This window comes from Providencia sp. PROV_01 (assembly GCF_053098325.1).
In genome coordinates this window covers 334,010-358,322 of record NZ_JBRFKD010000002.1, presented here as the reverse complement: position 1 = coordinate 358,322, position 24,313 = coordinate 334,010, and the positions used below count along the sequence as shown (strand labels likewise).

The following is a 24,313-nucleotide window of genomic DNA, read 5'->3' as shown; positions in this document are numbered from 1 at the left end:
AGGTAGACATGTCTGCTGATCAAACCCAAAACCTGACTGATGGTATGCATATTATTGTTGATGCGCTTAAAAAAAATGGCATTGATACAATCTACGGTGTTGTTGGAATTCCAGTGACTGACATGGCAAGGCATGCACAAGCTGAAGGTATTCGCTATATTGGATTTCGCCATGAACAATCCGCGGGTAATGCGGCTGCAATTAGTGGCTTTATCACCCAAAAACCGGGTATCTGCTTAACGGTTTCGGCGCCAGGTTTTTTAAATGGCATGGTGGCGCTGGCTAATGCAACCACCAACGGTTTTCCAATGATTCAAATCAGTGGTTCGAGCGACAGAGCGATAATTGATTTGCAGCAGGGTGATTACGAAGAATTAGACCAAATGAACACGGCAAAACCCTTTGTAAAAGCGTCTTACCGTGTGAATAAACCTGAAGATCTTGGTATCGCACTCGCGCGAGCAATCCGCGCTTCGGTATCAGGTCGCCCTGGTGGGGTTTATCTTGATTTAACAACGGAAGTGTTGTCTGCCGTGATGGATAAAGACGCGGCGGATAAAACCATTTTTACAGTCGAAGACCCTGCGCCAAGACAAATTCCATCACCCGATTCAGTGAGTAAAGCCCTTAAACTGCTCGCTTCGGCTAAGCGGCCATTAATTATTTTGGGTAAAGGCGCCGCTTATGCCCAAGCGGATGACAATATTCGTCAATTTATTGAAACAACCGGTATCCCTTATTTACCGATGTCAATGGCTAAGGGGCTGCTGCCAGATACGCATCCCCTATCAGCCGCATCAGCTCGCTCATATGCCTTATCCAGTGCGGATGTTGTGGTATTAATGGGAGCACGTCTTAATTGGTTGCTTGACCACGGTAAAGGTAAGCACTGGTCACCAGAAACGCAATTTATTCAGTTAGATATTGAACCTTCCGAAATTGATAGTAACCGCCCAATAGCGGCTCCAGTTGTTGGCGATATTTACTCAAGTATTGAGTCTTTATTAGCAGGGCTTAAATCAATCCCTGTTAAATCACCAACGGAATGGATTGTCAGTATTGATGAGCACAAGAAAATTAATGTCGAGAAAATGGCAGTTAAGTTAAACACTGACACTTCTCCGATGAACTACTTCAACGCCTTACGTGCAATCCGTGATGTGCTGGTCGATCACCAAGATGTTTATGTCGTCAATGAAGGCGCTAACACGCTTGATAATGGACGAAATATTATTGATATGTACCAACCACGTAAACGCTTAGATTGTGGAACATGGGGCGTGATGGGCGTTGGAATGGGCTATGCAGTCGGTGCCGCTGTAACCAGTGGTAAGCCTGTTGTGGCGATTGAAGGCGATAGTGCATTCGGCTTTAGTGGTATGGAAATTGAAACGATTTGTCGTTACAAATTGCCTGTCACCATTTTGATTTTCAATAATGGTGGGATTTACCGGGGTGATGGCGTAAATCTCCATGGTGACCAAGACCCTTCCCCTACAGTTTTAATGGGTGGAGCGCGTTATGACAAAATGATCGAGGCTTTTGGTGGCATTGGCTATCAAGCAACAACGCCAGCAGAGGTACAGGAAGCCTTGAAGGCGGGTTTAACATCGGGTCACCCAACCTTGATAAATGTCGTTATTGACCCTGCAGTTGGAACGGAAAGTGGCCATATTGGTAATTTAAATCCGAAGTCTGTAGTGAAAAATTAACGCAGCATCACGTTAACTAACAAAGATTACCTTACGCGGCTCATTTTTGATGAGTTGCGTACGGGGTCTTATTGCCAAATAGGTGGGTCTTATGGCTGATTTTATGTATAAGATTTTTATGAGCGACCTATTACCTATCATTATTATTATGGTATTAGGTTATGTGAGTGGTAAACGAAATGTGTTTACCAGTGACCAAGCGAAAGCATTTAATAAGTTGGTATTAAATTATGCATTACCTGCTGCATTATTTGTGTCTATCGCGCGTGCTAATCGAGAAATGATATTTGCAGACGCTAAATTGACTATTATTTCATTTGTGGTCTTGCTCGTTTGTTTCTTTTTCTCTTTCTTTAGCTGTAAATATATTTTTAAACATAGTCGTGGCGAAGCTGCGGTATGTGCATTAATTGCAGGTTCTCCGACAATTGGTTTCTTAGGGTTTGCGGTTCTAGACCCTATTTATGGTGAAACCGTTTCAACGGGGTTAGTTGTTGCCATTATATCCATCATCGTTAATGCCATTACAATCCCTATCGGCTTGTTCTTACTGAACCCATCTGATGCAGAAGGGAAAAAAGGCGGTGGCGGTATGGATGCATTAATCTCAGCCTTTAAAGAACCTGTCGTATGGGCTCCGGTACTCGCGACTGCTTTGGTACTGGTTGGTGTGAAAATTCCAACGGTTTGGGACCCGACATTTGATTTAATTGCGAAAGCAAACTCCGGTGTTGCGGTATTTGCTGCGGGCCTGACATTAGCCGCGAATAAGTTCGAGTTCGATGGTGAGATTGTCTATAACACGTTATTAAAGCTAGTGTTAATGCCAGGGTTAATGTTACTGGCAGGTATGATGTTTAATATGGGGACAGAGCAACTGCAAATGATGGTATTAGCCGGGGCGTTGCCACCTGCTTTCTCTGGAATAATTATTGCGAGTCGCTTTAATCTGTATACCCGGACAGGAACAGCATCGCTGGCGGTGAGTGTGCTTGGTTTTATCATCGCAGCTCCAGCGTGGATCTATATCTCTCGACTTGTTTCATAGAAAGAATAAATAGGTCAAAATGAGTTGCCATGGCGTGAGAAATGACGCCATGGCAGTTTTGTAAAAAGGTGAATTATGACTTCTTCAAAACCACTTGATGGGATACGTGTTCTTGATTTTACGGGAGTCCAGTCAGGCCCATCTTGTACACAAATGCTTGCTTGGTTCGGCGCTGATGTGATCAAAATTGAACGCCCAGGGGTTGGGGATGTGACTCGTAATCAATTACGAGATATTCCTGATGTCGATGCGTTATATTTTACGATGTTAAATAGTAATAAACGCTCTTTAGAGCTCAATACCAAAACGCCAGAGGGAAAGGCCGTGATGGAGAAATTAATACGTCAATCTGATGTATTAGTTGAAAATTTTCATCCGGGAGCTATCGACCATATGGGGTTTACGTGGGAGTACATCCAAAAGCTTAATCCACGGTTAATTTTTGGCTCGATTAAAGGGTTTAATGAAAATTCGCCCTATGCGAATGTTAAAGCCTATGAAAATGTTGCTCAATCTGCAGGAGGATCAGCATCAACGACAGGTTTTCCTGATGGCCCTCCGACGGTAAGCGCTGCGGCCTTGGGGGATAGTAATACTGGGATGCATTTATTAATAGGCATACTGACGGCATTATTACACCGCGAAAAAACAGGTAAAGGGCAACGTGTTACGATGTCGATGCAGGATGCGGTGCTTAATTTATGTCGTGTGAAATTACGTGATCAACAACGCTTAGAAAAACTCGGTTTCTTAGAGGAGTATCCTCAATATCCCAATGGAACATTTGGTGATGCAGTTCCCCGTGGGGGAAATGCGAGTGGGGGTGGCCAGCCGGGCACGATGCTCAAATGTAAAGGCAGTGATGTTGACCCAAATGCCTATATTTATTTTATTAATCAAGATCATAATTGGGAAAATACCTGTGATGCAATTGGGCGCCCAGAATGGAAAACTGACCCTGCTTTTGCTACTACACAGGCACGTGCAAGCCATATCCAAGATGTATGGGATGCAATCGAAGAAATCGCCAAAGACAAAGATAAACATGCACTAACCGATTATTTTGATCAGTTTGATGTGCCATGTTCTGCAGTATTAAGTATGAAAGAAATTATGGAAGACCCTTCTTTGCGTCGCAGTGGTTCGATTGTCGAGGTTCAACAACCAAAACGAGGCTCGTATTTAACGGTGGGTTGCCCAATGAAGTTTTCAGCGTTTATCCCTGAAATTAAAAATGCTCCATTACTAGGGGAACATAATAACGAAGTGCTAAAAGAGCTTGGTTATAATGATAAACAAATTATGGAAATGAAAAAAAACAATGTTATTTAATTAATGATATTAAACCCGATCTCAATATGATTCTCTAAAAAAGAAAATTAACATTAGCGGCTATATTTAGATATTCGGTGTATTCAAATATAGCCGCTAAATTCAGGCGATTGCTACCTCAATCAATTGGAATTATAGAAATATTTTTCCCTATTTAGTTTTTATTTTTTTATTAATAAATTCTTTGAATAAGGATTATTGTATGAGTATTGCTGAAATAAAAAAAAGCAGTAAGGTCGCAGCCGTTGATTTTATTCCTGCATGGGGAGATTTAAATGGAAATATTCAACGTTTAGTTGAAGCGGCAGAAAAAGTGGCCGCTCAAGGGGTAAATTATGCCGTATTTCCAGAAACGGCTGTGAGTGGTTATTTATTTTCGGACTCTACAGAATTAGCGCCTTATTTAGATACTATCCCTGGCAAAACGACTGCTGCAATACTGCCTGTACTGGCTCGAACAGGAATGTATATGAGTGTGGGTATCGCGGAGCGCGATAGCGAAACTGGGCTGGCTTATAATTCAGCCGTTTTGATGGGGCCGGAAGGCATTATTGGTAAGTACCGTAAAATAGGGCTGAATTCTCAAGACCAAAAGGTATTCGCACCGGGTAATACCGGTGTCAAAACGTTTGAAACACCGATTGGCCGTATTGCGCTATTGATTTGTTATGATGATACCTACTGGCAATATGTGCGGTTAGCCGCATTAGAAGGGGCACAAATCATTGGTTGGCATTCAGTATCCGACCGTATGATGCCTAACGCGAGTCCTGCTGAAATGCTTGGGGATCACTCAACCGTTGCGCATGTACAGCATATGAGTGCTTTCAATGGTGTCTGGGTAATTTGTGCAACACGCAGTGGAATTGAAACTAACCCAATTACCAAAGGGCAGCTCTATTATAATGGTGGTTCGAGCGTATGGGCGCCATCAGGACATAAAGTGGCTCAATCTCCAGTGCTTAGCCCATTAGAGTTAGAACCGGGGTTAAATGGCATATACAGTGCGATGATTGACTTAGATGAAGCGGATAAACAGCGCGATGCATTACTGGCGAAGCGTCGGCCTGAATTATATTTCCCAATGCTTGCTTTTCATCGTAGCCCGACAGATATCAATGCCACATCAACAATAACGCAAACAACGCTGATTGCGGCGCAGTGGGAAAAATCAGTTTCTAAGCTAGACTCAATCCAAGTGGGAGAAAATGAGCTGCTGGTTCTTCCTGAGCTTTCTGCGCTACCTTATACCAACGATCCCAACATTATTTTGTCTTATGCCGAAAAACAAGGGGGCATTTTTGAGCAAACATTGAGTAAGGCGGCTCAAAAGGGGAAAGGGTATATTGTTGGAAGCTACCCTGAAATTGAAACGGATAGATTGTTCCATACGGTGGTGCTTGCAGGGCCATTAGGAGAAATATTAGCGCGCTATCGCGTTACACATCTTAATGAGCGAGATAGTGGCTGGGCAACAGCGGGTAGTTCTGTGAGTGTGACAGCAACGCCAATTGGGCGTATTGCACTGGCGGCTGCACATGAATTAGATGTTCCTGAATTAGGGGGGTTATACAGTACGTTACGCGCTGATATCCTTGCTGTGCCAGCCGATATCCCGAGTGATTTAAAAGTAGAAATTGATAGCCATCTTTTTTCGGTTGAAGAGCCGCCGACAGGACGTGCCGATTTTATCCCTTATGCCATCGCGACATTAAACCAATTATGGGTGGTTTGTGGAGGACGAAACGAACGTGATTCTACGTCAGCGGCTATTTATGGGCCAGAGCCTGTCGTGCTTACTCCAACCTTAACAGCACAACGAGGGGCTGAAGATGTGCGTTTGCAAGCTCAGGTACCTGCTCCTTTTACGTGGATTAACCAAGAACGGTTGGTGAGTGGTCAGCAAGCTATTTGGTTTCCGCCGCTAACACAGTAGATTATAGTTCGAAGTTTGAGTGAAAAAGGCGGGGGAAGCCCCGCCTACTAAGATGTTGTTACAAGGTGTGCTGGTGGTTAAGCGCTTCAACCGTTTTTTGGGCACCGTTATCACGTAGTGAAAGGTAGAATGCAGTCACCTTTTCAGTAAACAACGAATTATTAACGAGTTCTTTGGTAAACAAACTGTTGAGAGAAAGCAGTGCATGAACACGACTTTCATCATCAGTGCTGTTTGCAACTAGTTCAGCCAATTTTACAGCCTGTGGGTCGCTGACTTGAATTTCTGCACCATGATCATCTTTTCCGCTGACATAACGCATCCATCCTGCAACCGCTAAGGCTAAATAATCAAATGATCGGCCGTTTTTAAGATGAATTTGGATAGAGTCGAGTAAACGTTGAGATAATTTCAACGTTCCATCCATCGCGATTTGCCAAGTACGATGTTTCAACCCCGTATTTTTGAAACGCTCAATCAGGGCATTAGCATAGGCGGGTAAATCCACATTTTTGATGGATAACGTTGGCGCTTGCTCATTGACCATCAAGTGATAAGCCGCTTTTTCATAAGCGCTATCCTGCATGCACTCATTAATGTATTGATAACCAGCCAAATAACCTAAATATGCAAGGAAAGAGTGGCTACCATTTAACATGCGCAGTTTCATTTCTTCAAATGGAATGACATCTGTCACTAATTGAGCGCCCGCTTTTTCCCACTCAGGACGACCCGCGACAAAATTATCTTCAATCACCCACTGGCGAAATGGCTCACAGGCAATGGCGACGTTATCGACGATAGGGCCCAGTTGAGATTGAATTTTCTCTGCAGTGTCTGGTGTCATGGCAGGTACAATTCTATCCACCATGGTAGATGGAAAAGTGACGTTGGCTTCAATCCAATTGGCCAGTGCGATATCCTGTTTTGCGGCCATCGCTAAAATGACATTTTTCGTGATATGGCCATTTTCAGGCATATTATCACAGGACATGACTGTAAATGGTGCAATACCCAGTGCTTTACGGCGTTTTAACGCTTCAACAATCAGGCCCGGCAATGATTTTGGAGCATTTGGTGAGGCTAAATCATGTGCGATAGCGGGGTTAGCAAAATCAATCGAGCCTGTCGCGGGTACATAGCAATAACCTTTTTCAGTAACAGTCATGGAAACGATGGCAATGTTAGGGTCTAACATGCGATTGATAACAGCATCAATTCCGTGAATGGTTGGGTGTAATGCTTCTTTTACCACCCCCACCGTACGGGTTTGCCAATTATCGCCTTGCATTTCAACTACGTTATAAAGGCAATCTTGAGCGAGTAAATCTTCAATTTGTTGCTCGCCACCGACTAAATTGACTTCGCAAAAACCCCAATTACTCTGCTGTTCTGTAGCTAAAATATCCGCAAAGATGGCTTGGTGGGCGCGATGGAACGCGCCGAAACCTAAGTGAAGCATTTTTACCTTTATCTGCTCCCTATCATAGCTTGGTACTTTGATATTCGCAGGTAATTGGTTTAGGTTATTGGTTGACAGTTGCATATTTCACTTTACCTTTTTGTTGTTCAGCCTCTTCAACAGCATCCAACGTACTGGTTAAATCACGATCTTTCACTTCAGGCATGATGATGGCGCTGATTAATGAAATGGCAGAGTAAATGATGATCATGATGGCAATTGGCCACCAGCTTCCGGTGACACTACAGAAAATACCTGCTAGAACTGGGCCTAAGCCAGAGGCAATTAAGCCACCAATTTCTTTGGCCACAGCCATACCGGTGAAGCGATTACGTGAGTTGAACATTTCAGCCATCGTAATATTTTCTAAGGCAAATAATCCGAGTACTGAACAGTTATGAACGATAATAATACAGATGGTAATTAAGCTAACACTGTTCGCACCATCGACGATGACAGATAACATCGGATAGGCGAGCAACATAGCAGATAAGCTAAGAATAATATAAGGAATACGACGACCAAATTTATCGGATATCAGACCAATCACAGGAATAGTTAGGAAACCGACAACGGAGCTGATCATGATCGCATCAGTTGGAATACTCTTATCAAACAACAGGCTTTGAACCAAATATCCTGCTAAGAAAGTTTGAATTAACCCAGAGTTACCTGCTTGACCGAAACGAATGCCAGTCGCTAACCAAAATGCTTTAGATTTAAACATGGCAAAGAAACTTTCTTTCGGTGGTGTTTGTACTGCAACTTTGGCTTCTTGTTCTTCCGTATTTTGCACTTTCTCAAATACAGGGCTTTCTTTCAGATTCAGTCGTAACCATACTGCAAACAGCATTACCACGAAGCTTGCCAAGAAAGGTACACGCCAGCCCCAAGCCAGTAAGTCTGACTTATCTAACCAGAAGAACATGACTGCCCAAATTGCAGTTGCGCTTAATGTGCCACAGTTTGTTCCCAGACCCACTAATGAGGCCACAATACCACGACGGCCTTTTGGTGCATATTCTGCTAGCATGGTACCTGCACCCGAAATTTCAGCGCCTGCCCCTAAGCCTTGAATAATTCGCAAGAGAACTAATAACAGCGGTGCGAGGATACCTACCTGTGCGTAGGTTGGTAATACCCCGATTAATGTAGTACACACCCCCATCATGGTGATGGTGATAAAGAGTACTTTTTTACGGCCGATTCGGTCGCCCATTTGACCAAAGAAAATCGCACCAACAATACGTGCGACATATCCGGCACCGTAAGTTCCCATCGCAAGAATTAATGCCATTGAAGCGGATTGTTCAGGGAAAAATATTTCATGGAAAACAAGTGCTGCACCTAACGAGTAAAGCTGGAAATCCATAAACTCTAGAGCGGTTCCTAGCCAGCCTGAAACTGCAGCTTTGGTTAGATCGCCAGAACTGCGTTCCACTTTCCCTGATGGGTCAATTGACTGAGTATTCATATTATTATCCTATTAATCACGTAGGGTAGTATCCAAATCGGATTTAGTTTTTTTAATTAAATTAAAAGGTTAAAAGAATTTTACAGCAGGTTTTCTGGTCTTTTTCAAAGGTTAAGATTGCCTCTTGCGCTTCAGTGAATGGGAACTGATGCGTCAAGATTTTCGTTGGGTCAATTTTTTTAGATTCTATCCAGCTAATCACCTCAGGGAATTTTTTGGCATTCAAACGTGAAGAAAACAATGAAATCTCTTTGCTGGTGATACTTTGCTGTGTAACGGCACTTGCTTCACTTGAAAAGCCCATAATAGAAACTCTTGCTGCGGGAGAAGCAATCAAGACGGCTTCTTGTAAGATAGCGGGATGGCAAGCTGCATCAAGTACTAACGTTGGGCGAAGACCCAGTGTTTTGAGTTGCTCTGGTAGTGGGGTTTGTGAGTTATCAATGACAATATCAGCACCACAATCTTTTGCTCTAGCTAAACGCTCAGCCACGCGGTCAACCATGATCAAGGTTTTGACTTGATAAACCCCTTTGAGAACCTGTGCGCAGGTTAACCCAATCGTACCCGCACCATAGACTAATGCGATGTCATCTTGAGTTGGGTGAACATGCGAAGTCACGTTGGCGGCAATAGAGTATGGCTCAACGGTAACGGCACACTCATCGCTGATTGAATCAGGAATAGTATAAGCATTAGCCGCAGGGACATTGACATATTCAGTGAACCCGCCATCAGTATGAACACCCAATACTTCTAGTGTTTCACACACATTTGGTTTACCAATTGAGCATGGGTAACAATGACCACAGCTAAGGACTGGGTCGATAGAGACACGTTCACCAATGCGTTTGCTATCTATGCCTGAACCCACTTTTTCAATGACACCGAAAAATTCATGGCCAATCACACGTGGATATTTTGCAAATGGGTTATGGCCACGGTAGATATGGCTGTCAGAACCACAAATACCGGCTAAGCGAACTTTTATTTGTACTTGGTTTTCAGCCGGTTCAGGAACTGAACGTTCTTCAATCAATAATGTATTGGGTTCTTTGATTACTACCGATTTTACAGCTTTCATATTTGACTCCGAATAAAATAAAAATTACCAGTTCCACAACGTGCCGTCTTCGAGACGAGCGACTGGAAGATAAGCTGGGTTGTACGGGTATTTCGCTGCCAGTTTTTCATCAAAATCGATACCTAAACCGGGCTTATCACTTGGGTGCATATAACCATCGTTGAACGTCCAGTTAGTCGTAAATACGGACAACATTTCTTCTGAATAGCCCATAAACTCTTGAACGCCGAAATTGGGTACCCAAAGGTCAAAGTGTAAGGCGGCAGCATGGCAAATTGGGGATAGGTCAGATGGACCATGAGAACCAGTTCTGACTTGGTAAAGTGAAGCAAAATCAGCAATTCGGCGCATGCCTGTAATACCTCCGGCATGGGTAATTGTGGTGCGGATATAATCGATGAGTTGCTCTTCAATCAGTTGTTTACAATCCCAAATGCTATTAAAAACTTCACCTACGGCGATTGGGGTGACGGTATGTTGACGAATTAATCTAAAACAAGCTTGGTTTTCTGCTGGTGTTGGGTCTTCCATCCAAAATAATCGATAATCTTCAATACTTTTACCGAAGCGAGCCGCTTCAATAGGGGTCAAGCGATGGTGCATATCGTGTAGAAGGTGTTCATTAAATCCGTATTTGTCCCGAACGGCTTCAAACAGTTTGGGCATAAAATCCAGATATTTTTCGGTTGACCAAAGTTGTTCTTCAGGGTGATGGCCTTTTGTGGCAGGTTCATAAGCAAGGTTTTTTCCTTTACTCTGTCCATAGGTAGTTGCCATTCCTGGAATGCCACACTGCACACGGATCGCTTTAAAACCTTTTTCTTTATATTTTGCGTAGTTATCTAGTGTTTCAGCAATATCGGTACCCGTGGTGTGGCAATAAACCATCACTCCTTCACGAGAAGCGCCACCGAGTAACTGATAGACCGGAAGGTTGGCAATTTTGCCTTTAATATCCCACAGTGCCATATCAATCGCAGAAATGGCGGACATCGTAACTGGGCCTCTACGCCAGTAAGCTCCCTTATAGAAGAACTGATAAATATCTTCAATTTTATGTGGGTCACGGCCTATTAGCTGAGGACAGAGGTGATCTTGAAGATAGGATGCTACAGAGAGCTCCCTTCCGTTAAGGGTGGCATCACCTAATCCATATACGCCTTCATCGGTTGTAATTTTTAATGTGACAAAATTACGACCGGGGCTACATACAAAGACTTCTGCTTTTATAATTTTCATTTTGGCCCAAATCCCTATTACTTGTTAACCAACTGATCAACCAAATTACTGTAAAATACTCAAAGTGGTTTATTTATTGGTTGACCAAATTATCTTTTTTTCACTCTATCAATCGGTAAATTAAAAAACAATGACTAAAAAGACGACAATAAGTGAATCTGATCACAAATTGGTTAACTAATTTTGCGGAAATAGTGGATAAATTGGTTGACCATTGTAATGAGGGACGATAATCTACAATGGAAGAACTAAATTTAATTCGACAACGCGTTGTACATATATATGAAAACTCAATACCGCTCGTACCAATACCTAGGTCAGCAGTTAAAAGAGCTCATTGCATCTGGTGAATATCCGATAGGAAGTCGTTTAATGCCAGAGCGTGAGATCGCTAAAAAATATGATGTTAGTCGCTCATTGGTACGTGAAGCACTCATCATGTTGGAAATTGAAAAATTGGTTTCTATCAAGAAAGGTTCTGGGGTTTATGTCATTAATCATCCAGACCTATTGATTGATGAAATTAAAAGTTTAGATCATGGCCCTTTTGAAATACTGCAAGCTCGCCAAGTGATTGAAAGTGCAATAGCTGCATGCGCTGCTTTGTCAGCAACAAAAGCCGATATCCAAGAGATCCGCGCATTATTAGAAGATGAGCGAATCAAAGTCGCGAATAATGAAAGTGACGATGCTAATGATCATAAGTTCCATGTGTTAATTGCTCGCGCAAGCAAGAATGACATGATGGCGAAGATTATTGATGATATCTGGGCTGTGCGGTTACAAAGCCCTATGTGGGATAAGCTTCACGAACATATTGACAACACGACTTACCGAAAAAAGTGGTTGGTTGATCATGAAAATATTTTAAATGCACTACAAAAACGTGATCCGGAGTTGGCTAAAAAAGAGATGTGGCAGCATTTAGAGAATGTCAAAAATACGCTAATGCAGCTTTCTGATTTTGATGACCCCAATTTTGATGGTTACCTATTTGAAACAATTCCTTATCAGACTATTTTTGAATAATCGAAGGAGAAGTACTCATGGAGCATACGTGGCGTTGGTACGGTCCTAATGACCCTGTTTCTTTAAGTGATGCTAGGCAAGCAGAGGCGACAGGTATCGTCTCTGCGCTCCACCATATTCCTAACGGTGAAGTTTGGAGTGTCGAGGAGATTTTAAAGCGTAAGGCTATTATTGAAGATGCTGGGTTAGTTTGGTCTGTCGTGGAAAGTATTCCTGTTCACGAAGATATTAAAACTCAACAAGGTAATTTTGATCTCTATATTCAAAATTACCAACAGAGTATTCGTAATTTAGCATCCTGTGGTATTAAGACCATTTGCTATAATTTTATGCCAATTCTAGATTGGACGCGTACTGACCTTGCTTACACGCTACCGGATGGCTCCAAAGCGTTACGGTTTGATAATATTGCTTTTGCTGCGTTTGAAATTCATATTTTAAAGCGTGAAAATGCGGCAGAGAGTTATTCAGAACAAGAAGTTAAAGAAGCGGCTGAGTATTATGCCAATATGTCATCTGATGACATTGAAAACCTGATTAAAACCATCATCGCAGGGCTACCGGGTGCGGAAGAAGGTTATACATTAGACCAATTCCGTGAGCGCTTGGCGCTGTATAATAATATTGATGAAAATCAGTTACGTGAGAACTTACGTTATTTCTTGCAGAAAATCGTTCCTGTCTGTGAAGAAGAAAATGTGGTTTTAGCTATTCACCCTGATGACCCTCCACGCCCAATTTTAGGCCTGCCACGTATTGTTTCTACCATTGAAGATATGCGGTTTATTAAGCAAAGCTGCGATAGTATTCATAATGGGTTTACTATGTGCACAGGTTCTTATGGTGTACGAGCCGATAACGACCTAGTAAAAATGATTAATGAATTTGGTGATCGCATTCATTTCACGCACTTACGTTCAACGGTGAGAGAAAATAACCCGAATACCTTCCATGAAGGCAATCATATTGCAGGTGATGTTGATATGTTTGAAGTGGTCAAAGCCATTTTAGCGGTTGAACAAAAACGCTATGCTGCGGGGCTTGCACCCATTCCAATGAGACCAGACCATGGCCACCAAATTTTAGATGATTTGAAAAAGGTGACCAATCCAGGCTATTCCGCTATTGGGCGCTTAAAAGGTTTAGCAGAAGTTAGAGGTTTAGAGCTCGCAATTAAGCGTATGTATTACCCTGAATTACTGAAAATCTAAAACCTAATTCATTGTTAACAATATTGGCTTTTTATTTGGTATTTTGATGATACCAAAGGGACTGTTATACCCCTAAAGAAGCAAAACTGTTATTTCATTGTTACGCGACCGAATAGTATTTGGTCGCGTATTCTATTGACCATAAATGCTTTTTATATTTATTTTTATCTAAAAGGTACAGTAGATATGATATTAATTATATTTATGTTTTTATTTATTTCTTATTGAAGAACGGCAATAAAAAACACCTGAGATAAGAGTGAAATACCTATTCCTGTTGCAAATAGAAGGCTGCTTGCAGCATAAGCTTGTAGTCATAACCACTTCAAACCATAACTTCAGAATTTTTATCCTAGTGATAACAATTTATTTATATCAAATAAAACAATCATCATCCTGATTTACATTTACCTTGATCTACTCCGGGTTAATGGAAGGGATAATTCAGGGGCTAGAGTAGCCTCAAGATGACTTTTGTTTTATCCTGAACATTAGAGAACCGCTTTCGCGGATATAAATATGATGAGCAAAAACGCTTTCGAGAAAATAAATAGCCTTTTCTCGGGAATTGTCGTTATAAAAAAATAGAAAAGAGAGAACGCAATGGGTATTCGTATCGTTCCTAAAGAAGAGTTAGGACAAGAAAGATTGAAAGAAAAAGGAATTGGTTTTATTCCACCAGTTCTGTTTCCTAACTTAAAAAGCTTATATCAGCGCCGTGCTGAGCGACTTAAAGAACTTGGTGCGGGAGAACATCCTTTTGCAGATTATCTGAATTTTGCCGCTGAAGTGGCAACCGCGCAACATAATGCACAGCATGATAATCCATTAGAAATGGATATGGCATCTATCCTTGAGCGTTCAACAAATACCAATAATTCGCCATTGGATGCAAAAACATTTCCACGCACAACACATTGGCACAAATTATTGACGGCAATTATTGCCGAATTAATGCCAGTCGTGCCTGAGTCTGTACGCCCTGCGTTAGAAAACCTGAATAAAGCGTCTGAAACAGAACTTGAAGCTATGGCAACTGCGCTGCTAAATGAAGAATTTGAAAAAGTTCCTGCGGATAAATCGATGTTTATTTGGGCTGCATTATCGGTGTATTGGGCACAAATGGCAGCAAATATCCCGGGTAAAGCGCGTGCAGAACATGGTGACCATCGTCATTTCTGCCCTGTATGCAATAGCATGCCAGTGTCGAGTATTGTGCAAATTGGTACATCACAAGGTTTACGTTATTTGCACTGTAATTTATGTGAAACTGAATGGCATATGGTGCGCGTTAAATGCAGTAACTGTGAGCAAACGGGTAAATTGAATTATTGGTCATTGGATGATGAAAATGCGGCTGTTAAAGCTGAAAGCTGTGGTGATTGTGGTAGCTATCTGAAAATCCTTTATCAAGAAAAAGAAGCTAAAGTTGAAGCTGTCGCTGATGATTTAGCGTCAATTATTTTAGATGCTCGCATGGAAGAAGAAGGTTTCGCACGTAGCAGTATTAATCCGTTCTTGTTCCCTGGTGAAAAATAAGCGGTAAAAGAGAATCGTGACTATGGCTGAATCAGACTTGGTTTTATATCGCCAACTTCCTGCGATTGATAAATTATTGCAACTCGATGAAGTGCAAATATTGATTGAACAATCAGGGGCTCACTGGGTCACTGCATGTTTACGTGAGATGCAAGAGCAAGCTCGAACCTGTATTGCACAGGCAGGGAAATTGCCTGCCTGGCAGGAAGATTGGGTAAAAGAGTTAGCTCAGCGCCATCAAGCTTTAGGGCAAAGTGCCCTAAAAAACGTGTTTAACTTGACCGGTACGGTGTTACATACCAATTTAGGCCGTGCGGTAATGTCGACCACAGCCATAAATGCGGTTAGCCAAGTGATGAGTTCGCCTGTCACATTAGAATATTCTCTAGATGGCGCGATGCGTGGGCATCGTGACCGTGCGATTGCTGATTTACTGTGTGAGCTCACTGGCGCAGAAGATGCGTGTATTGTTAATAATAATGCTGCTGCAGTTTTATTATTGTTAGCAACGGTTGCGAATGGCCAGCAAGTTATTGTTTCTCGTGGTGAATTAGTTGAGATTGGCGGGGCTTTTCGAGTGCCTGATGTCATGGCTCAGGCTGGCTGCCAATTAGTTGAAGTGGGAACAACAAATCGGACCCACTTACGTGACTATGAGAATGCGATTAATGATCAAACTGCACTATTAATGAAAGTGCATACCAGCAATTACAGTATTGAAGGATTTACTGCTGAAGTTGAAGGTGAAGAGCTTGCAGAGCTAGGTAGAAAGTACCAATTACCAACGGCAATTGATTTAGGCAGTGGTTCGATGATTGATATGACGGCTTATGGGCTACCCGCAGAACCCATGCCACAAAGTTACCTTTCTCAAGGTATTGATTTAGTTTCAATTTCTGGAGATAAACTTCTCGGTGGTCCACAAGCAGGGATTATTTTAGGGAAGAAGAAATGGATTGATGCAATTCAAAAACATCCATTAAAACGTGCTTTACGGGTTGATAAAATGGTTCTAGCTGCACTTGAAGCAACGCTAAAACTGTATTTAACGCCCGAAAAACTCACAACAGAATTACCCACATTACGTTGGCTAACACGAGATCCTGAAACTATTCGTGATAGCGCAGAAAGCATAGTTGTTGCTCTACAAGCCTTTTACGGGGATAAATTTATTGTTGAAGTTGAGCATTGCCTCTCACAAATAGGTAGCGGCTCACTTCCTATCGACCGTCTTCCAAGCTTTGCGGTAACCTTTACACCATTAAATGGAAAAGGTAGCACATTAGAGCAACTCGCTACGCAATGGCGTCAGTTACCTCAACCTGTGATTGGGCGTATGAAAGAAGGTAAATTGTGGCTTGACCTGCGCTGTCTTGATGATGAACATGCGTTATTACAGGCTTTACTTTCATGATTTTTGCGACAGCAGGCCATGTTGACCATGGCAAAACCTCATTAATTCAAGCTATTACTGGCGTAAATACCGCACACCTCCCCGAGGAAAAAAAGCGCGGAATGACCATTGACCTAGGGTATGCCTACTGGCCGCAGCCTGATGGTAGCTCGATTGGTTTTATCGACGTTCCAGGACACGAAAAGTTTTTAGCCAATATGTTGGCTGGGATTGGCGGTATAAATCATGCGCTTTTGGTTGTCGCTTGTGATGATGGTGTAATGGCGCAAACCCTAGAACACCTTTCTATTTTAAGACTAGCGGGTTGTGAAAATGTCAGTGTCATACTGACGAAGGCTGACAGAGTTGATCATTCGCGAATTGAACAGGTCACGGAGCAAGTTACCTCTGAGTTGGCTCAGCAAGGTTGGCCAGATGCAAAACTATTTATTACGTCTATTGAAGATGGGCGTGGCATTGATGCGCTACGGTTATATCTGCAACAGCTTCATCAGCAAAGTGGTTCACATCCCAATATCCAACGTCGTTTTCGTTTAGCCATTGACCGCGTTTTTTTGGTTAAAGGTGCAGGGATTGTGGTGACTGGTACCGCGTTAGCGGGAAAAATTCACGTTGGCGAGTCACTTTGGGTGACTGGGGCGGATAAGCAAGTTCGTGTCAGAGGTATTCACCGGCAAAACCAAATATCTGAATTCGCTGTCGCGGGGGACCGTGTGGCTTTAAATTTGACAGGTGATATTGATAAAGAAAATATCACTCGAGGTGATTGGTTACTTGCAGAGCAACCCGCATTTATTGCAACACGGGTTATTGTCGAACTGGAATGCGATACATTAATTAAGCACTGGCAGCCTGTGCATCTCTATCATGGTGCAAGCCATATCACTGGCCGAGTATCATTATTAGTGGAACAAGGAGAAACCCCTGTTCTCGCAGAATTAATTTTAGATACCCCATTATGGTTAGTAGAGAATGACCGGTTAATCATTCGTGATATTAGCGCTCGCCAAACGTTAGGTGGGGCTCGAGTGATACGTTTGGTTTCCCCACGCCGAGGTAAAAGACTCCCAGAGTTTTTGGATTGGTTATCTAGGCTTTGCCGAGAACAAGACGAACTGGCTCACTTTAAGTTACAACTTCCACAAGGTGAACTTAATTTACGGGATTACAGTTGGGCGCGGCAGCTCACCCATGAGGCGTTAGATAACTTATTAGCAAAAACGGATGTGGAACGGGTTGGCAATCACGTTTTATCTATATTTAAAACGCAAATAGCGAAAGAACATATAGTTCAAACTCTTGAAAAATTTAATGAAATACACAGTGACCAAATTGGTGTTGGCAAAGCACGTTTAAAACGTATGGCTCTGCCTTCAATGAGTGAAGCATTAGCCTTTAAATTCATTGATGACCTAATTACTGACAATGTTATTAAGCAAACACGTGGCTGGTTGCATATGCCTCAACATGGGTTGGTTTTTGATGCGCAACAGCAGCTGATTTGGCAACAAATATACCCATTATTTTCACGTAATGAGGCGTGGTGGGTGCGTGATTTAGCATTAGAAAGTGGTTATGAAGAAGATACGATGCGCCGCGTGTTAAAAAAGGCGGCACAAATGGGGTTAATTACAGCAATAGTTCGTGACCGCTATTATAGTCATGAACAAATTAATTATTTTGCTTCACTTATTTATCGTTATTGCTTGGAAAATGAAGCTATTTTTGCGGCTGATTTTCGTAACGAATTAGGGATTGGCCGAAAACTCGCGATTCAAATTCTTGAGTTTTTTGATAAAAGCGGTTTTACTCGTCGTAAAGGCGATGGTCACCATTTACGAGATAAAGGCATTTTCGTTGAATAAATTGAGTGTTTTAATCCGTTATAGTAGTGCTTCATAGCAACCTCCAATATTAAACTTGTGGTAAAACTAATGAAGAAAAAGTTATTTGCAGGCTTTTATCTGGCATTGATCTTTATTGGCTCCCTTTTCTTAGTCTTTGAAAAAGGTAGTGTAATTTATCCTGCACTCATATCGGTCAGTGTATATGCCGTTTTATTCGGTATTTTAATGGTGCTAACAGCCCGCTGGTTATTTTCTGTGATTATTACCAGTACATTATTTATCATCATTAAATTCCTGAACCAGTTAAAAGTTCATTATTACAAAGAACAACTCTTCTTTAGTGATATCAATATCATGACGGACACTTCCAATATGGGGACCTTGGGTCATTATTGGTTAGCGGGTGTCGCATTGGTCGGGTTGCTTATATTATTAGTCATTAATGGGGTTATTAGCTGGCGGTTGGTGAAACCAAGTAAATCAAAGATTACCCGCGTTATTGGTGTCGTTCTTATTGTTGCAGGTTATTTTAGTATTAACTTCACAAGCTCACATTATTATGACAGATGGTCTCAGACGTTGCCAAAAGGCCGAGGGACAGTGACCAATATTATTATGTCAGCACAAAATGCGAGTTATCAGTCTCCTGAATTTGCAGGTTCAGCTGATTACTTTGTGAAAAAAGCAGCTGCTATCTCCCTAGAAAATAATATGGTATCAGAAAAGCCAGACATCGTTTTATTACTACAAGAATCTACTGTTGACCCACATATTTATGATTTACCTGAAGGAACCAAGCTTCCCAATTTATTTATGTTCCAGCAAGATAATGGCGTAAGTGCGCATAGTCAGATGCGGGTACAAACTTTTGGAGGGGGAACTTGGTTATCTGAATTCTCCGCCTTAACTGGCTTAAATAGCGATGATTTCGGTGCGCAAAAAAGCGGTGTATTTTATTTTATCGTTGACCACCTTAAAAATAGCTTATTCAAAGAAATGAAGGCCAACGGTTATTATACTGTGGTACTTACTCCTTTTAATAAAGGTGCATACCATTCAGGCCATGCCTATGAAACGCTTGGGGTTGATAGAATTATTCAACCACAAGAACTTGGCTACCCAGGAAAACTACAAGATAACTTATGGACGATCAGCACCGATGATATGCTGAAATACGTGAAAGAAATCTTAGCTCAAGAAACAGATAAACCTGTATTTATTTTCTCTCTTACCATGTATGAACATGGCCCTTATAAAGAGAGTCATAGTGATGACTATGGCATAAAAGACAAAATTAAAAACCCTGATGCTGCGGGTGAATTTAGCCATTATATGTACAAAATCGTCACTTCAGATGCATCAATACGCGATTTTGCAGACTTTATTGAAAAACGTGAGCGCCCGTTGATGTTTTTATATTTTGGTGACCATCAACCAGGCATTAGTTTAAATCAGTATAATTCTTCATTTTCATCTCCCGCTTACTTAACACAATTTACCTTACGGGATAATTTAAAATCAGGGACGGTGATCAAAACGGGCCAGCTAACCGATATTTCCTTCTTAGGCGGTATTTTATTGGAAAGGGCAAATTTAAAAATTTCCCCATTTTATGAGGCCAACATCAAAATGCGTCACTTATGTGATGGCAAGCTGAATGATTGTGAAGACCAGAAGTTACTTGATAGCTACCGTAACTATGTTTATGGAACTTTAGAAGCGGCTAACGCCAATAAAGGTGATATGCAATAGTATGTTATTATCAGCCGTAGATATTTACGGCTGATCCCCTCTTTTTTGTTATTTCCTACCTAAAATATTAATACTTTCTTAAAATTTATTATTTTTTTAGGCTTTCTTGTTTTAATAACAAAACCATTCGTTATTATTTTTGTCTTAATTTTAGGTATTTTTTCTGTGAAATTTGGTGCTCATTTAGAGCTTAAGAATGGTTTAACGCTAGAAGACAATGAATATGAAATATTTGGTCACGGGAAGTGCGGGTTTTATTGGTTTTAAGCTTTGCCAGCGTTTATTAGAGGACGGACATGAAGTTGTTGGGATTGATAACTTAAATGCATATTATGATCAAGGGCTTAAACAATCCCGTTTACATTTATTGGAGCAGTTCCCTTTATTTCGCTTTATTCATCTTGACCTCACTGACCGTGAAACCGTTCGGGTATTGTGTACCCAAGAGCAATTTGACCGAGTCATTCACCTAGCAGCACAAGCGGGGGTCCGTTACTCATTGGAAAACCCATTTGCTTATGCAGACAGTAATTTGACTGGTCACCTCGCTATTTTAGAAGGCTGTCGCCAAGCAAAAGTGAAGCATTTGGTCTATGCCTCTTCAAGTTCGGTGTACGGAGTAACCGATAAGACGCCATTTACCACGGACATGGCAACCGATCACCCTATTTCACTGTATGCGGCAACAAAGAAAGCCAATGAATTAATGGCGCACTCATATTCACATTTATATCAGTTGCCGACTACAGGGCTGCGCTTCTTTACGGTTTATGGCCCTTGGGGACGCCCAGACATGGCTTTATTCAAGTTTACGAAAGCTATTTTGGCGGGCGAGCCTATCGATGTCTATAATAACGGCAATCTCAGTCGTGATTTCACTTTTGTTGATGATATTGTCGAAGGTGTGATCCGTATTTCAGATATAATTCCACAAGCAAACCCGAATAACCCTTCGGCATCACCGGCAGAAAGCAGCGCGCCATATCGAATCTATAATATTGGTAATGGTCAACCCGTTAAATTGATTGAATTTATTTCTGCACTGGAAAAAGCACTGGGTAAAGAAGCGATTAAAAACTTTTTACCTATGCAAGCGGGGGATGTATACACCACTTGGGCGGATACAGAAGACTTGTTTAATGTGACAGGTTATCGCCCACAAGTTTCTATTGAGCAGGGTGTTCAGGCATTTGTGGATTGGTATCGTTCTTATTACCACCAATAATATCAATAAGCTGTAACATCTTTAGCAGGATTTGAGAGGCAAGTTTGAAAATAGCAATCGCAGGAACCGGTTACGTCGGCTTATCTAACGCCATGTTGCTGTCACAACACCACGAAGTGGTCGCCGTGGACATCATCCCTGAAAAAGTGGCGATGTTAAACAACCATCAATCACCGATTGTTGATGCAGAAATTGAGCAGTTTTTAACGGAAAAGACGCTCAATTTTCGCGCTACAGAAGATAAAACAGAGGCCTACACAGGCGCTCAGTACGTGATTGTGGCTACACCAACTGACTATGACCCAAAAACCAATTACTTCAATACTAGATCGGTTGAGTCTGTTATTCATGATGTGAATGAAATTAACCCGCAAGCGACGATCATCGTAAAATCCACTATTCCGGTGGGCTTTACCGCGCGTTTACGTGAAGAATTTGGTTATACCAACGTGATTTTCTCTCCTGAATTTTTACGTGAAGGCCGCGCTTTGTGGGATAACTTGCACCCGTCCCGTATCGTGGTAGGAGAGCGTTCTGAGCGCGCGAAAATTTTTGCGGATTTACTGCTTGAAGGTGCAATTAAAAAAGACGTTCCCGTGTTATTTACCGACGGCACCGAAGCCGAAGCCATTAAGCTGTTTGCCAACACCTATTTAGCGATGCGTGTGGCGTACTTTAATGAGCTCGACACCTATGCAGAAAGCCGCGGTCTAAATGCACGCCAAATTATTGAAGGAGTCTCTTTAGACCCACGTATTGGCAGCCATTATAACAACCCATCATTCGGTTACGGTGGTTATTGTTTACCAAAAGATACCAAGCAACTGTTAGCTAACTACGATGACGTGCCAAATAACTTGATTAACGCCATTGTGGAATCGAACCGCACCCGCAAAGACTTTATTTCCGATGCAATCATTGCTAAAGCACCACGTAAAGTCGGTGTTTATCGCTTAGTGATGAAGGCAGGCTCTGATAATTTCCGCGCCTCTGCGGTACAGGGTGTGATGAAACGCATCAAAGCCAAGGGTATCGAAGTGGTGGTGTATGAGCCTGTTTTAAAAGAAGAAGAGTTTTTCCGCTCTAAAGTTATTCGTGACTTAGAGACTTTCAAAGCAGAAAGCGACATTATTTTAGCCAACCGGATGGTGCCTGAGCTGGAAGATGTGGCAGAGAAAGTCTATACCCGCGATTTATTTGGTAACGACTAAGCGGTTTTTATGAGAGTAGGTTGGCACTATGGTGACCTGCTCTCATAGATAGAGCCGTACAGCTTTTCTAAAACCTTACCAATTTTGAGGTATATCGCACAACTTACCTATTTTTAGACGCCATTTTGCAACAATCGCTAAGAAATGTCGTTTGCCATTTGCTAGCATCCGTCAATTGATTAAAAATTGGCTATTTTGCTATGCAGAACATAATAAAAAAACAAAGAGACGGTTTTATCACCTATCAAAAAGAAGGTGAGATAGATTTTTGGCAAATTGTTAATGATTATATTGATGGGAAGATCTCGGGTAAAAATTTAGGTAGCGGAAATATTGAGAGAAGTGTTGCTCGTATTCATGTAGATGGGCAAAACTATATTATTAAATGTGAAAAAGAACGGGATAAGCGTATTGAAAAACGGTTAATGCGTATTATTTCAGGACCTTTTTATTCACAGTTATTAATGCGATTAGTCTCTGCTCAAAATAAAGGTTGTATGGTAACCAATGACATCTATTTCGTTGCTGAAAAAATGGTCGGTCGTGAGTCAGTAGAAACATGGATTATTGCGGAATATGTGGAAGGAACGGTTTTATCTGAACTGGATGATATTACGCCTTACTATGCAGAAATGAAGTCTGTCATTAACCAATTACATAACTATGGTTTATCTTCTAATGACATCCATGCAGGAAACTTTGTTGTAACCAATGTGGGGCTAAAGGTTATTGATTTATCAGATTATGGTAATTTTGCTATTTGCAAAGCGAATGATTTAATTGCATTACAGCGTTTTTACGATATTGAACCCGATAGCAAAAATTGTGTTTATCGCTTTATTCGTTTTAGAGATAACTTTCGTCATTGGTCAAGAAAAATAAGAGGAAAGAAAACTCGGCTTTAGTGTGCTATGCCAAGTTTTCATTACTACTAAATTACCGAAAATAACAAAGTTACCGATCACAACAAAACTATTGATAAAGCGCATCTAAAAATTCAGGGATAAAACTGCCCGTCCCATGGCAGCGCTGGGTTGCGGTTTCTCCGGCTTGCTTCATGATAGCGCAAGCAGCGGCAACATTTTGCAGCCTATCACCAGGTAGAGCACAACATGCAGCAACCACCGCAGAAAGAGCGCATCCCGTACCGACCACCCGAGTCATTAAAATATGGCCGCCAGTCACCGCAAAGGTGCGTGTTCCATCGGTGATGTAATCCACTTCACCGCTTATCGCAACAATAGTCTTAGCTTGTCTCGCTAATAATTGTGCCGCGGGGAGTGCATCATCAGTGGAGTTAAGGGAATCAACGCCTCTGCCACCTGCACTGCTTCCTGCTAACGCCATAATTTCAGAAGCATTACCGCGAATAGCGGTAGGCTTGAGTGTCAACAATTCATGGCAAAAATGTGTACGAAAGCTGAGCGCACCTGCCGCAACAGGGTCAAGTACCCAAGGTTTTTGTGCTTGATTGGCACTGTTAACCGCACATTTCATCGCATATCGACGCTCTGTTGTTAATGTGCCTACATTAATTAGTAAGCTATGTGCGATAGCGGCAAACTGCTCAGCTTCTTCGGGTTCAATCACCATGGCAGGGGAGCAGCCGAGTGCTAATAGGACATTGGCAGTGAAGGTCTGAACAACATCGTTTGTCATGCAATGAACAAGAGGGGATTGAGAATTAAGTTGCTGTAGTACCAGTGATTTTGTCGTGTTACTGATGTGTTCAAATTCTAACATGATCCCCTCATTAATAGTGATAGAGTATAGGTTTGTTGATTTATTCTACACTCTA

Annotated in this window: 18 protein-coding genes; 13 read left to right on the top strand and 5 right to left on the bottom strand. The window is 41.8% G+C overall.

Going from position 1 to position 24,313, the window contains the following annotated elements:
- Nucleotides 1-8 precede the first annotated feature (8 nt).
- From oxc to ACU696_RS02415, 4 genes are all read left to right on the top strand, one after another.
- Nucleotides 9-1,712, top strand: a complete 1,704-nt coding sequence (gene oxc, locus ACU696_RS02430; protein ID WP_115168227.1) for an oxalyl-CoA decarboxylase — start codon at nucleotides 9-11, stop codon at nucleotides 1,710-1,712.
- A 103-nt stretch (nucleotides 1,713-1,815) separates the two neighbouring features.
- On the top strand, nucleotides 1,816-2,760 hold the full coding sequence (gene yfdV, locus ACU696_RS02425; RefSeq protein ID WP_004906833.1) for a transporter YfdV: 945 nt from the start codon (nucleotides 1,816-1,818) through the stop codon (nucleotides 2,758-2,760).
- A 75-nt stretch (nucleotides 2,761-2,835) separates the two neighbouring features.
- Nucleotides 2,836-4,092 (top strand): formyl-CoA transferase, encoded by a 1,257-nt coding sequence (frc, locus tag ACU696_RS02420; protein ID WP_115168226.1) that lies wholly within the window; start codon nucleotides 2,836-2,838, stop codon nucleotides 4,090-4,092.
- A gap of 202 nt (nucleotides 4,093-4,294) precedes the next feature.
- Complete coding sequence (locus tag ACU696_RS02415) at nucleotides 4,295-6,028, top strand: nitrilase-related carbon-nitrogen hydrolase (RefSeq protein WP_209102499.1); 1,734 nt, start codon at nucleotides 4,295-4,297, stop codon at nucleotides 6,026-6,028.
- Between the two features lie 58 nt (nucleotides 6,029-6,086).
- On the opposite strand, the gene ACU696_RS02410 is transcribed toward ACU696_RS02415, so the two are convergent.
- The 4 genes from ACU696_RS02410 to manD all read right to left on the bottom strand — a co-directional run bounded on the left by ACU696_RS02410 (nucleotide 6,087) and on the right by manD (nucleotide 11,287).
- Nucleotides 6,087-7,574, bottom strand: a complete 1,488-nt coding sequence (locus tag ACU696_RS02410) for a mannitol dehydrogenase family protein (RefSeq protein WP_209102502.1) — start codon at nucleotides 7,572-7,574, stop codon at nucleotides 6,087-6,089.
- Nucleotides 7,555-8,964 (bottom strand): MFS transporter, encoded by a 1,410-nt coding sequence (locus ACU696_RS02405; protein ID WP_004906844.1) that lies wholly within the window; start codon nucleotides 8,962-8,964, stop codon nucleotides 7,555-7,557. The genes ACU696_RS02410 and ACU696_RS02405 overlap by 20 nt, the downstream gene beginning before the upstream one ends.
- Before the next feature lie 61 nt (nucleotides 8,965-9,025).
- Complete coding sequence (locus ACU696_RS02400; RefSeq protein ID WP_198642112.1) at nucleotides 9,026-10,048, bottom strand: Zn-dependent oxidoreductase; 1,023 nt, start codon at nucleotides 10,046-10,048, stop codon at nucleotides 9,026-9,028.
- 24 nt (nucleotides 10,049-10,072) lie between these two features.
- Complete coding sequence (gene manD, locus ACU696_RS02395) at nucleotides 10,073-11,287, bottom strand: D-mannonate dehydratase ManD (RefSeq protein ID WP_004906847.1); 1,215 nt, start codon at nucleotides 11,285-11,287, stop codon at nucleotides 10,073-10,075.
- Between the two features lie 282 nt (nucleotides 11,288-11,569).
- On the opposite strand from manD, the gene ACU696_RS02390 reads away from it, so the two are divergent.
- The 9 genes from ACU696_RS02390 (at nucleotide 11,570) to ACU696_RS02350 (ending at nucleotide 23,420) form a co-directional block, all read left to right on the top strand.
- Entirely contained in the window at nucleotides 11,570-12,316 is a 747-nt protein-coding gene (locus ACU696_RS02390) for an FCD domain-containing protein (protein WP_042851476.1), read from the top strand.
- Nucleotides 12,317-12,333: 17 nt separating this feature from the next.
- Nucleotides 12,334-13,527: a mannonate dehydratase gene (uxuA, locus tag ACU696_RS02385; protein WP_109912535.1), complete on the top strand. Its 1,194-nt coding sequence runs from the start codon at nucleotides 12,334-12,336 to the stop codon at nucleotides 13,525-13,527.
- Nucleotides 13,528-14,130: 603 nt separating this feature from the next.
- On the top strand, nucleotides 14,131-15,066 hold the full coding sequence (gene fdhE, locus ACU696_RS02380) for a formate dehydrogenase accessory protein FdhE (RefSeq protein WP_004906186.1): 936 nt from the start codon (nucleotides 14,131-14,133) through the stop codon (nucleotides 15,064-15,066).
- 22 nt (nucleotides 15,067-15,088) lie between these two features.
- Nucleotides 15,089-16,480 carry an L-seryl-tRNA(Sec) selenium transferase gene (selA, locus tag ACU696_RS02375; RefSeq protein WP_115168223.1) on the top strand — a complete coding sequence of 464 codons (1,392 nt, stop codon included), beginning with the start codon at nucleotides 15,089-15,091 and terminating at the stop codon, nucleotides 16,478-16,480.
- Entirely contained in the window at nucleotides 16,477-18,345 is a 1,869-nt protein-coding gene (gene selB, locus ACU696_RS02370; RefSeq protein ID WP_004906854.1) for a selenocysteine-specific translation elongation factor, read from the top strand. The genes selA and selB overlap by 4 nt, the downstream gene beginning before the upstream one ends.
- Nucleotides 18,346-18,414: 69 nt before the next feature.
- Nucleotides 18,415-20,079 carry an LTA synthase family protein gene (locus ACU696_RS02365; RefSeq protein ID WP_209102504.1) on the top strand — a complete coding sequence of 555 codons (1,665 nt, stop codon included), beginning with the start codon at nucleotides 18,415-18,417 and terminating at the stop codon, nucleotides 20,077-20,079.
- Between the two features lie 223 nt (nucleotides 20,080-20,302).
- Nucleotides 20,303-21,304 carry an NAD-dependent epimerase gene (locus ACU696_RS02360; RefSeq protein ID WP_004906856.1) on the top strand — a complete coding sequence of 334 codons (1,002 nt, stop codon included), beginning with the start codon at nucleotides 20,303-20,305 and terminating at the stop codon, nucleotides 21,302-21,304.
- A 44-nt stretch (nucleotides 21,305-21,348) separates the two neighbouring features.
- A complete protein-coding gene (locus ACU696_RS02355) occupies nucleotides 21,349-22,515 on the top strand; it encodes a nucleotide sugar dehydrogenase (protein ID WP_115168220.1) in 1,167 nt (388 codons plus the stop codon).
- A gap of 200 nt (nucleotides 22,516-22,715) precedes the next feature.
- Nucleotides 22,716-23,420, top strand: coding sequence for a lipopolysaccharide core heptose(II) kinase RfaY (locus ACU696_RS02350; RefSeq protein ID WP_115168219.1), 705 nt, complete (start codon nucleotides 22,716-22,718; stop codon nucleotides 23,418-23,420).
- Between the two features lie 67 nt (nucleotides 23,421-23,487).
- On the opposite strand, the gene thiM is transcribed toward ACU696_RS02350, so the two are convergent.
- On the bottom strand, nucleotides 23,488-24,258 hold the full coding sequence (gene thiM / locus ACU696_RS02345; protein WP_209102507.1) for a hydroxyethylthiazole kinase: 771 nt from the start codon (nucleotides 24,256-24,258) through the stop codon (nucleotides 23,488-23,490).
- Between the last annotated feature and the right edge of the window lie 55 nt (nucleotides 24,259-24,313).